At 49.2% G+C, this 11,976-nt stretch carries 13 protein-coding genes; 12 read left to right on the top strand and 1 reads right to left on the bottom strand.

Annotated features, from left to right (window positions below; genetic code table 11):
* Window positions 1-111: 111 nt before the first annotated feature.
* The 12 genes from H6F51_22805 to H6F51_22750 all read left to right on the top strand — a co-directional run bounded on the left by H6F51_22805 (window position 112) and on the right by H6F51_22750 (window position 9,781).
* Window positions 112-450: a 2Fe-2S iron-sulfur cluster binding domain-containing protein gene (locus H6F51_22805; GenBank protein MBD1825304.1), complete on the top strand. Its 339-nt coding sequence runs from the start codon at window positions 112-114 to the stop codon at window positions 448-450.
* Between the two features lie 77 nt (window positions 451-527).
* Window positions 528-908, top strand: coding sequence for a hypothetical protein (locus H6F51_22800; protein ID MBD1825303.1), 381 nt, complete (start codon window positions 528-530; stop codon window positions 906-908).
* Window positions 909-913: 5 nt separating this feature from the next.
* A complete protein-coding gene (thiO, locus tag H6F51_22795; GenBank protein ID MBD1825302.1) occupies window positions 914-1,957 on the top strand; it encodes a glycine oxidase ThiO in 1,044 nt (347 codons plus the stop codon).
* Window positions 1,958-2,102: 145 nt separating this feature from the next.
* Window positions 2,103-2,930 carry a thiazole synthase gene (locus tag H6F51_22790; protein ID MBD1825301.1) on the top strand — a complete coding sequence of 276 codons (828 nt, stop codon included), beginning with the start codon at window positions 2,103-2,105 and terminating at the stop codon, window positions 2,928-2,930.
* Between the two features lie 263 nt (window positions 2,931-3,193).
* Window positions 3,194-3,649, top strand: a complete 456-nt coding sequence (locus tag H6F51_22785) for an HNH endonuclease (GenBank protein ID MBD1825300.1) — start codon at window positions 3,194-3,196, stop codon at window positions 3,647-3,649.
* A 92-nt stretch (window positions 3,650-3,741) separates the two neighbouring features.
* Entirely contained in the window at window positions 3,742-3,912 is a 171-nt protein-coding gene (locus H6F51_22780; GenBank protein ID MBD1825299.1) for a ssl1498 family light-harvesting-like protein, read from the top strand.
* Between the two features lie 194 nt (window positions 3,913-4,106).
* Entirely contained in the window at window positions 4,107-6,083 is a 1,977-nt protein-coding gene (locus tag H6F51_22775; GenBank protein MBD1825298.1) for a tetratricopeptide repeat protein, read from the top strand.
* Window positions 6,084-6,187: 104 nt separating this feature from the next.
* Window positions 6,188-7,081, top strand: coding sequence for an acetylglutamate kinase (gene argB, locus H6F51_22770; GenBank protein ID MBD1825297.1), 894 nt, complete (start codon window positions 6,188-6,190; stop codon window positions 7,079-7,081).
* Between the two features lie 41 nt (window positions 7,082-7,122).
* Window positions 7,123-8,169, top strand: a complete 1,047-nt coding sequence (locus H6F51_22765; GenBank protein ID MBD1825296.1) for an alpha/beta fold hydrolase — start codon at window positions 7,123-7,125, stop codon at window positions 8,167-8,169.
* Between the two features lie 14 nt (window positions 8,170-8,183).
* On the top strand, window positions 8,184-8,717 hold the full coding sequence (locus H6F51_22760; GenBank protein MBD1825295.1) for a Uma2 family endonuclease: 534 nt from the start codon (window positions 8,184-8,186) through the stop codon (window positions 8,715-8,717).
* Window positions 8,718-8,730: 13 nt separating this feature from the next.
* Window positions 8,731-9,198, top strand: coding sequence for a hypothetical protein (locus H6F51_22755; GenBank protein ID MBD1825294.1), 468 nt, complete (start codon window positions 8,731-8,733; stop codon window positions 9,196-9,198).
* A 46-nt stretch (window positions 9,199-9,244) separates the two neighbouring features.
* The gene (locus H6F51_22750) at window positions 9,245-9,781 is read left to right on the top strand and encodes a hypothetical protein (protein ID MBD1825293.1); all 537 of its coding nucleotides are present in this window, start codon (window positions 9,245-9,247) and stop codon (window positions 9,779-9,781) included.
* A gap of 100 nt (window positions 9,782-9,881) precedes the next feature.
* Here H6F51_22750 and uvrB read toward each other — a convergent pair whose 3' ends face one another.
* Window positions 9,882-11,885 (bottom strand): excinuclease ABC subunit UvrB, encoded by a 2,004-nt coding sequence (gene uvrB, locus H6F51_22745; protein MBD1825292.1) that lies wholly within the window; start codon window positions 11,883-11,885, stop codon window positions 9,882-9,884.
* Window positions 11,886-11,976 lie beyond the last annotated feature (91 nt).

Raw genomic sequence — 11,976 nt, 5'->3', positions numbered from 1 at the left:
CTCTGTGGTAAAGCTTTATTGTAGGAAATGAAGACAGTCTCTTAATTGTGAAAGAGATCAGCGAATAGCGGCGATCGTTGTTTGTAAATCGTAATGATAGAGAGTTGAGGAATGCCAGAGATTACAGCTCAGGGAAAAACGATCGAATGTGAATTCGGTGAAAATTTACGTCGAGTTTTGATTAGAAATGGGATTAATTTGCATAACGGTAACGCAACCGTGATTAACTGTCGCGGGATTGGCACTTGTGGCACTTGTGCGATCGAAATTGAGGGAGCCGTCTCAGAGATGGAGTGGCGCGAGAACGCGAGACTTTCCCTCCCACCGCACAATCCAGAAAAATCTCGCCGTCTCGCCTGCCAAGTGCGCGTTTTAGGAGATGTTCACGTCACGAAATATGGGGGATTTTGGGGACAGACCGATGCGATCGAGTGGAAACCCGAAGCGTAAAAAGCTACACTTTACGGGAGGCTATTTTCCGGGCACGATCGGGATTTTTAACATGAGAACTTTATGAGATAGCGATTATGAATCAGAATGGAAGACTCACCGGTGCTGTACTCATCGGGCTTGCTCTGTTGTTGATTGCTAGAGCAGCCGCGACTTTCTCATCTGGCAATCAATCTAATAATCAATTGAATCCAAATTCCAACAATCAACTCAATCAAAATCAGGCTCAGGATCAAGCCTTTGCCCAAACTCCGCCCGATCGTTTGCCGATTAACGATTTCAACGCATCGCGGGTTGGTGTTGCAGAGTTGAATCCAAGCACGGGAACAGGAGATCTGAATACTCCAGGTTCAGGGTCAGATAATGTTGCCGACAATTCTGGTAACGGTACGGGTTCTGGTTTACCTGCGGGAGCTTCAACTCGACCCGTACCTCCGGTAGTTCAAGGCGCTTGGTAACGTCCATGAATTGTCGTGAGATTATAGTGATTGGGGGAGGAATTATCGGAGTTGCGATCGCGATCGAGCTAAAGTCACGCGGCGCGGCAGTTACGGTTTTGTGTCGCGATTTTGCAGAAGCGGCAACTCACGCCGCCGCCGGAATGCTTGCACCCCAAGCTGAAGAAATTCCACCGAGTCCAATGCTGGATCTGTGTTTGGAGAGCCGCGCTCTTTATCCGGATTGGATTCACAAATTAGAATCGCTCACGGGTTTAAATGCGGGCTATTGGGCCTGCGGGATTTTAGCGCCGCGATATGAGTATTCTGAAGCGGGCAATTGGCTCGATCGCAGCACTCTACTCACCCATCAGCCAGATCTAAGTGATGAAGTCCTCGGCGGCTACTGGTTTCCCGAAGATGCTCAAGTGGATAATCGGGCGTTAGCAAAAGTGCTGTGGATGGCGGCACAAGAATTAGGAATTGAAGTCAGAACGGGGATTCACGTTGAGCGGTTTGCGGGGGACTCAAATATTACGCATCTCGAAACCAATCAAGGCAGTTGGAAAGCCGATCTCTACATTCTGGCAACCGGAGCCTGGTCACAGGAGCTATTACCGATTCCGGTGTTTCCCCGAAAAGGACAAATGCTATCGGTGCGGGTTCCCCATCCCGAAAATTTACCGCTCCAAAAAGTTCTATTCGGCGAAGAATCTTACATTGTGCCGCGCCAGGATGGACGAATTGTGATCGGTGCAACCAGCGAGAATGTGGGATTTCAGCCAGGAAATACGGCGATCGGTGTTCACCAATTACTCTCCAATGCCATTCGTCTTTATCCTCCGATTCAGCACTTTACACTAGAAGAAACTTGGTATGGTTTTCGTCCGGCGACACCGGATGAACTGCCAATACTAGGTTCAAGTCCGTATGCAAATTTAACGCTTGCAACCGGACATTATCGCAACGGAATCTTAATGGCTCCGGTGACAGCAAGCGCGATCGCGCAATTCGTTCTTACTGGAAATGATTCTCGGCTCCAACCGTTTCATTGGTCACGATTCAATTAGAAATGCAAAACATACAGGACATTCAAATCGCGATCGACCAAGAGAAAAATCATTAGCGTAGAATTCGCAATTTCTCAAGGTTGGGGAGGTGCGATTTTCGGCATAATGAAAATCCGCAACCAGTACGCGATCGAGGCGACAAGATATGCAAACTTTAGACAAGCCCCTAGAAAAATCCTTAGACGATGATTTGATCATTGCGGGGCGTAAATTCCACTCTCGCCTGATGACGGGCACTGGAAAATATCGCAATTTTGATGAAATGCGTCAGAGTATTGCAGCGAGTGGCTGTGGAATCGTCACGGTTGCAGTCCGACGAGTGCAAACGAATGCACCGGGACATGAAGGACTCGCAGAAGCGATCGACTGGAGCAAAATTTGGATGTTGCCAAATACCGCAGGCTGTCAGACCGCAGAAGACGCAATCCGCGTGGCAAGATTGGGGCGAGAAATGGCGAAGCTTTTGGGACAAGAAGACAATAATTTCGTCAAGCTCGAAGTGATTCCCGACACGAAGTATCTTTTGCCTGATCCGATCGGCACTCTCGAAGCGGCTGAACAGTTGGTAAAAGAAGGCTTTGCGGTTCTCCCTTACATCAATGCTGATCCACTCTTGGCAAAGCGGCTCGAAGAAGCCGGATGTGCCACTGTGATGCCGTTAGGATCGCCGATCGGCTCTGGTCAAGGCATTCGCAACACCGCTAATATTCAAATCATTATCGAGAATGCGAAAATTCCGGTGGTCGTCGATGCCGGAATCGGGACACCAAGCGAAGCGGCGCAAGCGATGGAAATGGGAGCCGATGCGCTATTGATTAATACCGCGATCGCACAAGCCGCAAATCCCGCAGCAATGGCACAGGCGATGAATCTTGCCACGGTTGCCGGACGGTTGGCATATCAAGCGGGCAGAATTCCGGTGAAAGCCTACGCGAGCGCCAGTTCTCCCATGACGGGCAGAATAAACGCTTAATTTCTTTTTGATTTAGATGAACCTGAGTCGAAGACATAGTGCTTTGGCTCAGGTTTTGTGTTTGATGGGTGCGATCGCATCGGCAATAAATATCAAACCACCCAAGAGATCGCAGCATTTAATCAAGAGTTATCCGAAATCGTAAACGAAATTTCAGACGAAATCGATCGACAATTTCCAGATACAGAAATTGAATCGATCGACTTCTCAAAAAAATCCCGCAGGAAGTCAAACCAGAAAACCTATAAAACTCTCAAATCCTAGTGAGAAATGCTGTGGAAGATCAAAATCTAGAAGCATTATTCAAGCAAGCAGACAAAATAGGTAAAAAGCGATATCACAAGCTCACTGCACAGGATTTTGAAAATTACTGCAAATTCGACTACTGGCGGTACATCAATGGCGACTACGAATGCGGCACGACTCAAGCAAGCCGTGACTGGGTACACGAACACTCGGATCTGTACTGTCCCATTTGCGATCGCAAATTCAATACCAGAGGCGGCAAAACGATCGATCACAAACTGCCACGCGCTCAATATCCTTGGTTATCGATGAATTTCCATAATTTGTGGGTGATTTGTCAACTGTGTAACCAAGAAAAGAGTGATATGCACTGGTACGAATACGAGCACTATATTTTTGTGCATTACCCACACCTGTACACCAACGTGCAAGCCGCTCGTCCAACCACTCTGCTAAAAACGCTGAAGGAATGAGCCGCTCAAAATATTAAATTTTCATACCTAAGATTGAGAGCAGTTACCCTCAGCTTGTTAAAGTTAACAAAACACTACGGGAAAATTTGCTCATGCGATACGTCAAGGAAGAGGGTGGCTTGCTGAATAATTTTGCGATCGAGCCGAAGATGTACGAGGCAGAACCGCCGACCCAAAACCAAAAGCGCAACTACATCTTTCTGGCGATTGGCGGCGCGATTTTGATTGGTGGTTTGATGGCTGTCGCGATCGCCGTTTCCTAAGACAGTCGAAAAAGCTTGCGTTACAGTAATCTGAATGAGCCAGGTCGCTTGATCGAATGAGTTACCTGGTTTTTTCGTGAAGATTTGAGGAATTCTATCTTTGCATCCGCCTCAGTTTTATCCTGAGCATCACCCAAACTCGACGAAGAAATCAGTATCTCGTTTATACTGCGCTTGACAGGCGCTCTTTGATAATGCTGATGTCGGCTGTCGATCGTCACTCCGCCCAAGAAATTCCTGTGACTGAGATCATCTCTCCAGGTTCATCAACCCTGAACCAACAGATCTATGTCCGCTTACGGCTGGCGTTGAGTCTGAATCTGCGTCGGCAGGTTTTGATTGCCGTTTGTGATGATAGCGCGCTGCGGAATCAGTTTGCGGCTCAGCTTGAAGCGGACATTACAACCGACCCGCTCCAGAACGGTAGCACGACCTGCTTTACCAGTTTTGGGCTGAATTTAGACAATCCTGATGTTCTCGAACAGATTCAGCAGCAGCCTGCAGCCAGAATCGGCACGCTGAGTGTTCAAGTGACGGGCATCGATCGCTTAACCCGTCAATCTGTTTATATTCAGCGCATCTTCTTGAACTCGCTCTCGACGATCGCTCAGCAAATCCCAACGCTAGACTTCAATCTGGTTTTGTGGGTCACGCGCCCTTGGTGTCGAGCCATTCAACAATCTGCACCTGAATTCTGGCAGTGGCACACGGGTTTATTTGAGTTTGAAGGTGATCCATTCGGGCAAAATCTCACGCCGCCAAGCACCAGCGGAACATCGAACGGCTACCGCAAATTTAAGCTCGATTCTGATCTGACAGACTTTGTGCTGGCAGCGGTGATGCAGACGATCGATCTCGACGATCAAACGGCACTGGCTCAGGTTCTAGAATCCAATCATCCTGATACAGAACCCCTGCGAATTCTGCACCAGATCGAAGAGTTGCATCAAGCGCGATCGTCTGCGGACGCGATCGCAGCCCTGTATCGCCAACTCGGAGACTGGTATCGCGATCGTCTCGATCCGAGTCGTCCTGCGGCTCAATCTTTAACGATCGTGATTCGCGCTTATGAGCAAGCGCTGAAGCTGGTCGATATGAAATCGGACGAAGTGCCCGACCTGCTCAACGACATTGCCAATTTGTACTGGATCAAAGCGCGAAGCGGCAGTGGTTCAGCGGTTACGAATTTGGAGAAAGCGCTGAAAGCGTATCAGTTTGCCCTCGATCGCACGAGTCCGGAGATTCAGCCGCAAACCTACGCAATGATTCAGAATAATCTGGGTTCTGTGTACAGCGATCTAGCGAGTCAGCAATCACCGGAAGAGAATTTGCGAGCCGCAGTCATGGCGTATCAAGCTTCGATTCAGTATCGATCGTTTGAAACTGACCCCGCTCGCTACGCTGCCACCCAGAATAACTTAGGCACCGCATTTTGGAACTTAGCGCAGCATCAATCCCCAATGCTCAATCTGCAATCTGCAGTTGATGCCTACAACGAAGCGCTCCGTTACTACACACCAGAGCAGGAACCGCTTCATTATGCGATGCTGCAAAACAATCTCGGCACTGCGTATTGGAACCTATCGCGCTGTGAACAAGCGGTAGAAGCACTCGCAAAAGCAGAAGAGTTTTTACAGTTAGCGATCGGTGCCTATCGGGTTGCTTTGATTTATCGCACCCTTGAAGCTGCCCCGCTTGCTTATGCTGCTACGCAAAATAACCTCGGCACGGCTTACTGGCATCTTGCGAGTCAAGAATCGACGCAGAGCGAAGAGCGATCAATCTACCTGCTGTGCGCGATCGATGCCTATCAAGAAGCTCTCAGTGCAGTGCAATATCTTGCTGCTGCCAGTACCGATCACGCGCCGCCTTTGAGCTTTGACATTTCTGCCACCCATCACCATATCGGGCTTGCCTATTATCAAACCGCGATCGATACCCAGTGTGAATTAGAGCTTGCAGAGCGCACGAAGTTTTTACACCACGCACTCCGGCATCAAGTTTATGCCGCTCAAGGCTGGGGAACTCATCCCGACTTTCAATCGAGTGCGATCGCGCAATTTAGTCAAATCGTTAAAGCTATCTATGAGCGAGAAGGAATTCAGGGACAAACCCAAGCCCTATCGCAACTTCCGCCCGCCTTCTTGCCTCAAGTCATGCGGCAGCTTTAAGCAAAAAAAGATTAAGTTGTACCAAAAGGTAATCTAGATCACGATCTGCGGGTGTTAAAGTACGCGATCGTAAATCAGAATAGTTGCACTTTAAGATTGGTTCCATGCTCAACCCCAGCGAATCTCACGACAACTCGGCAGAAACTCGTGTCCGTATTCTCAGCGAAGCCCTCCCCTACATTCAGCAGTTCAGTGGCCGCACGATCGTGGTGAAATACGGCGGTGCAGCAATGAAGGACAGCACCCTCAAAGAAAAAGTGATTCGCGATGTAGTGTTTATGGCGTGTGTGGGGCTGCGTCCGATTCTGGTACATGGCGGTGGGCCTGAGATCAACTCATGGCTGGATAAATTAGGCATCGAAGCTCAGTTCAAGAATGGCTTGCGTGTCACCGATGCCCCCACAATGGATGTCGTGGAAATGGTGTTAGTTGGTCGCGTTAACAAAGAAATTGTGGCGCTGATCAATCAAGCGGGGGGTTCTGCTGTAGGATTGTGCGGCAAAGATGGCGGACTGTTTGAAGCGCGTCCGAGTGACGAAGAAGGGATTGGCTTTGTCGGAGAAGTGACACGGGTGAATCCTCAGATTCTCGAAACGCTAGTGAAAGATGGTCATATTCCCGTCGTTTCGAGTGTGTCAGCCGATGAATTCGGACAAGCATATAACATTAATGCTGATACGGTTGCGGGTGAGATTGCAGCAGCATTGGGCGCTGAGAAATTAATTTTGCTCACCGATACCGCAGGCATTCTGCGCGACTACAAAGACCCGTCTACGCTGATTCCGCGTCTCGACATCCAGAAGGCACGAAAACTAATCGATGAAGGGGTCGTTTCGGGGGGAATGATTCCGAAGGTGAATTGTTGTGTACGATCGCTAGCACAAGGGGTGAAAGCGGCACACATTGTCGATGGACGGATGCCGCATTCGCTATTGCTCGAAATCTTCACCGATGAAGGCACTGGATCGATGATTGTGGGTTCAGAATTCATGATGTAGAGACGCGCACTCTTGAATCGATCGTTTGCCTGTCTGTTGCCATGCCTAATTTTTTCACCCAAATCGGCTATTCTGTTTCCGCTAATTCGCTGCCTTTACAGACGAGACTGCAAGAAAATCGGCTTCCAGTACGGAATGAGGGATGTCGATCGCAGTTTTTGCTGCATTCTGCACCGACTCCGAAAGTGTGTTTATTCTTTCACGGGTTTACAGCGGCTCCTTATCAGTTTCTGCCGATGGGCAGGGCGTTTTATCAGGCAGGCTATAACGTGATCATTCCACGCTTGCCGGGGCATGGTCGGGCAGGCGATTGGAACGGGAAAAATCCGCCCCCGTTGCCAGAAGATGCAGAGGTTTACAAGCAATTTGCGCTCTCGTGGTTGCGCCATGCTCAGAGCTTCGGAAATGAAGTTGTGGTCGGTGGACTTTCGGGCGGCGGAACGTTGGCGGCATGGTTGGCACTGGAAAAAGCCAGCCAAATCGATCGCGCTCTACTCTTCGCGGCGTATCTCAGCAGCAGTAATAAAGTCATCGATTTGTTTGTCAAAGTGCTGAACACTTATTTTGAGTGGCAGACCGATGAACCCGGAGAGCCGATCGGCTACAAAGGCTTCACGTTTCCGGATCTGCGAGTGTTTCTCGACATCGGCAGCGAGGTGTTGAAGCGATCGAGAACTGCCGCTTCTCCGCCGATGTTTGTGATTTCCACCGAAACCGATCGCGCCGTGAGCAATCCGGATCACGAAACCCTGGTTGAAAACCTTTTACCGCGCCAACCGAAGACTTGGTACTACTGCTTCGATCGTGCCCTCAACATTCCACATACGATGATGACCAAGGCTGAGGGCAACCGTTGGGAAAGTTTACTGAACGTGATAGCTAAAGCGTTTGTGCAAAGTGACTTAACCTGGGCAGAGATTGAAGAAATCGCCTACCGCATGACGGAGGGTAAAACTTGTAATCAAGCGGTTGCAGAATTAGGGCTGACCCGTAAAGCATCGCCAGATCTGCCTGCGTTGATCACGATGCTTGATAAGCGCGAAATCATGATCAAGCGCAATCCAAGCTGGGATAGTGAGATTAGCTAATCAGGAGAAGAAAGATGTCGATCGCCGCTGCTTCCTCAATTTCGCTCGAAGTGTTCTTAGAGAACCCGATCGACCATGCCGAATGGATCGACGGACAGATATTCGAGAAGAAAGAGATGAGCGCAAAGACAGGACGAATTCAAGCTAGGCTCGCTCGGTATTGGGGGAACTATCAGGAATCTAGCCAGCAAGGAGGAGAAGTCTACACGGAAACGCCTTGTCGAACGGTTGGTAGAGTCCGATGCCCGGATGTTGCTTACCTTTCACCTGCGCTCGTGGCTCAACATGGAAATTTCAAGGTTCTGCCTCACAGCTTTCTACTGATCGCTGAAATTATTTCTCCGACTGATGAGGCGGAAGAAGTTTTTACCAAAGTTCGTGAATACTTAGCGTCTCAGTGTCAGGAAGTCTGGCTTGTGTTTCCAGAAAGTCAGTATGTTTTAGTGATTACAGCAGACCGTCAAGTTCTAAAAACGTTGGGCGAAACTGTAACCACTCAGAAAGTATTGCAGGGATTTAGCGTTTCTGTGGATGAGTTATTAGCATGATTGAGGCTGCTGAATGAATCAGGATGAAACGATGAGCGATCGAGCTGAAACGATTCGAGAGCTTTGGGCGAACAAAAGAGCCGCAACCTATAAGGCTGAAGAAGCAGGCGTTCAGTCGCTTCAAGCCAGTTCTATGATGCCAATAGATTTAAGCGATGAAACGGTACGATCGTCGCTGCCACGATCGGTTTTAGAAGCCTACGATTACTATTTCGACCAAGTTGAATCAGCAGATTGGGGTTCGGTCTCCGTTTCAAAAGAGAAGATTCAGAATCAAGACATTTTTGCGGTGAATGTGAGCACCGATGGCGACGATGGTTGGGCAGAACTGTTCGATGCTCAAGGGCAGAACTTAGGAGCCGCACGAACCCTATTAGAGCAAGTTGCTTGGGGAGAGCCGCAAGCGATTCGAGCTTCGGTCGAGAATGCAGACCTTCCCGCCGAACTGCAACCCGGCCCGGAAACTGGGTCGAACACCTAGACTGATTTTCGATACCCTAAAAAGTAGGCGTATTGATCTTTTCAGCATGACGACAGAACAGCGTGACCTTGCAGTACGAGAATATCAAGCCGGAAAAACGGCGTTTGAGCGGGGCGATTATCGGCAGGCGGTAATGTATTTAGAGCGATCGAATGCTCTAGTCGAACCGGGTTCAAAACTGGGCGGTGAAATGCAAATTTGGCTCGTTACCGCTTACGAAGCGGCAGGTCAAAGAACTGAAGCGCTAACTTTGTGCCGCAAAGCCTGTCAGCATCCGGACTTAACTACGCGCAGGCAGGGAAAACGATTACTGTATATTCTCGAAGCGCCGCGACTGAAAACGCGCCCCGAATGGTTAACGCAGATTCCAGATTTGGCGGCGATCGAGGAAAACGAGTCGGATCGAGATTTTGGTCGATCGAAGTTTGCACCAACAGCACCTCGTAAGCGGGTGGAGAAAAAGCCCTCGATCGTGCCGGAAGAGGTGGATCTGAGCCAGGTGAATACCAAAGACAACGGGTTTATTTGGGTGGCGTTGGTGGCGGGGGTTGCGATCGTGGCTGGATTAATTTGGTTTAGTTGATGCAGTTTGATTCGCTGCATTGTCAATGGCTTAAAGCCCACTAAACTCTGCAGGATAGAGAACTTAGCGGGCTGTCCGAATTAATGAACGAAGCTAACGACTAATTATGATTTCCTAGCAACTTATCGCGCAAATGCTTGATCTTGTCGCGATATTTCGCTGCTTCCTCGAATTCCATCTTCTTCGCGGCATCTTTCATCTGCGCTTCAAGCTGCGTAATCAGCGTGGGAATGTTCTCTAACGGAATCTCATCGGCTTGCTCATAGGCTTGATCAAGCTCTTGCGAATTTAGCCGCCGTGACACTTCGAGAAACGCCAAAATCGCATTGTTCGACTTTTTGACGATCGGCGTTGGCACAATGCCATGTTTCTCGTTGTATTCGATTTGAATCACCCGTCGTCGCTCGGTTTCGCTGATTGCTGCTTCCATACTATCGGTGAGATTATCCGCGTAAAGAATCGCTTTGCCTTCGACGTGCCGCGCTGCTCGTCCGATCGTTTGAATTAGCGATCGCTTCGCTCTCAAGAATCCTTCTTTGTCTGCATCCAGAATCGCCACCAGCGACACTTCCGGTAAGTCCAAACCTTCCCGCAGGAGGTTCACACCGATTAGAACATCGAATGTGCCTTCTCGGAGTTCTTGAAGGATTTCGATTCGCTCGATCGAGTTAATTTCCGAATGCAAATACCGCACCCGAACGCCACGTTCTTGGAAGTATTCGGTCAAGTCTTCCGCCATGCGTTTTGTGAGCGTTGTCACCAGCGTTCGTTCTCGCTTCTCAACCCGTGTCTGAATCTCATGCAGCAAGTCGTCTACTTGTCCCTGAGTCGGACGCACAAACACTTCCGGATCGAGAACGCCTGTCGGTCGAATCACTTGTTCAACCACGCGATCTTCTGAGATTTCTAGCTCCCAATCGCCCGGAGTCGCAGAAATAAACACACATTGGTTGACTCTTTCCCAGAATTCCTCGGCTTTAAGTGGGCGGTTGTCGGCTGCGCTCGGTAAACGGAAACCATGCTCGATTAGCACTTTTTTACGGGCTTGGTCACCGTTGTACATTCCCCGAATTTGCGGAATCGTGACGTGAGATTCGTCGATCGCGAGTAACCAATCTTTTGGAAAGTAATTAATTAAGCATTCTGGTGGATCGCCTGCTTTACGTCCGGCTAAATGTCTCGAATAGTTCTCAACCCCATTACAGAAACCCACTTCTCGCAAGACTTCCAAATCATAGCGAGTCCGTTGCTCTAATCGCTGCGCTTCGAGTAGCTTTCCTTGAGATTCAAGCTCGATCAAGCGCTGTTTTAGCTCTAGCTCGATGTCATCGCAAGCTTGCTGTAATCGATCTTCGGGTGTGACAAAGTGACGTGCTGGATAGATATTAATCGCTTCCATACTTTGCAGCGTTGCACCCGTCACCGGATCAACATAGCGAATGGCATCAATCTCATCGCCAAAAAACTCAACGCGAATGATTCGATCTTCGTAAGCAGGCCCAATTTCTAACACATCGCCTTTGACCCGAAACTTACCGCGACCGAGATCAAGATCGTTCCGCGAATACTGCACCGAAGCGAGATCGCGTAACACCTGTCGCTGATTAATTTCTTCCCCGACTCGGAGCGGAATCGACGCATTCAGATATTCCGATGCAATCCCCAATCCGTAAATGCAGCTAATCGAAGCGACCACAATCACATCCCGACGCTCGAACAACGATCGCGTTGCCGAGTGCCGCAACATATCAATCTCGTCGTTGATCGAAGCTGTTTTCTCGATGTAAGTATCACTCACCGGAATGTAAGCTTCGGGCTGGTAATAGTCGTAATAGCTGATGAAATACTCAACAGCATTGCGGGGGAAAAATTCGCGCAACTCATTACAAAGCTGGGCTGCCAGCGTTTTGTTGTGTGCCAGTAATAGAGTCGGCTTTCCTACTTTTTCGATCACACGAGCGATCGTATGCGTCTTTCCAGTTCCGGTCGCACCTTGCAGCGTTTGAAATTGATTGCCAGCATTAATACTTTTAACCAGACCTGCGATCGCGCTCGGTTGATCGCCCTTCGGCTCAAACGGGGCTTGAATGTTAAATTCTGCCATTTCTGATTTAGAAAGAGTTACCTCGATTTTAACGTTTTTGCCTTGGGGAGTGGTGTAGCGGGGAATGCGGTCGAGATTCGGATCTCTCCAT

The organism is Cyanobacteria bacterium FACHB-DQ100 (assembly GCA_014695195.1).
Classification (GTDB): Bacteria; Cyanobacteriota; Cyanobacteriia; order Leptolyngbyales; family Leptolyngbyaceae; genus Leptolyngbya.
This window is presented reverse-complemented; position numbering and strand designations above follow the sequence as displayed.

Bases quoted from the DNA above. Each gene is read 5' to 3' on its own strand.
- H6F51_22790 (MBD1825301.1), top strand. From the start codon at position 2,103: ATGCAAACTTTAGACAAGCCCCTAGAAAAATCCTTAGACGATGATTTG.
- H6F51_22805 (MBD1825304.1), top strand. From the start codon at position 112: ATGCCAGAGATTACAGCTCAGGGAAAAACGATCGAATGTGAATTCGGT.
- H6F51_22775 (MBD1825298.1), top strand. From the start codon at position 4,107: ATGCTGATGTCGGCTGTCGATCGTCACTCCGCCCAAGAAATTCCTGTG.
- uvrB (MBD1825292.1), bottom strand. From the start codon at position 11,885: ATGGCAGAATTTAACATTCAAGCCCCGTTTGAGCCGAAGGGCGATCAA.
- H6F51_22800 (MBD1825303.1), top strand. From the start codon at position 528: ATGAATCAGAATGGAAGACTCACCGGTGCTGTACTCATCGGGCTTGCT.
- argB (MBD1825297.1), top strand. From the start codon at position 6,188: ATGCTCAACCCCAGCGAATCTCACGACAACTCGGCAGAAACTCGTGTC.
- H6F51_22750 (MBD1825293.1), top strand. From the start codon at position 9,245: ATGACGACAGAACAGCGTGACCTTGCAGTACGAGAATATCAAGCCGGA.
- H6F51_22765 (MBD1825296.1), top strand. From the start codon at position 7,123: ATGCCTAATTTTTTCACCCAAATCGGCTATTCTGTTTCCGCTAATTCG.
- thiO (MBD1825302.1), top strand. From the start codon at position 914: ATGAATTGTCGTGAGATTATAGTGATTGGGGGAGGAATTATCGGAGTT.
- H6F51_22780 (MBD1825299.1), top strand. From the start codon at position 3,742: ATGCGATACGTCAAGGAAGAGGGTGGCTTGCTGAATAATTTTGCGATC.
- H6F51_22760 (MBD1825295.1), top strand. From the start codon at position 8,184: ATGTCGATCGCCGCTGCTTCCTCAATTTCGCTCGAAGTGTTCTTAGAG.
- H6F51_22755 (MBD1825294.1), top strand. From the start codon at position 8,731: ATGAATCAGGATGAAACGATGAGCGATCGAGCTGAAACGATTCGAGAG.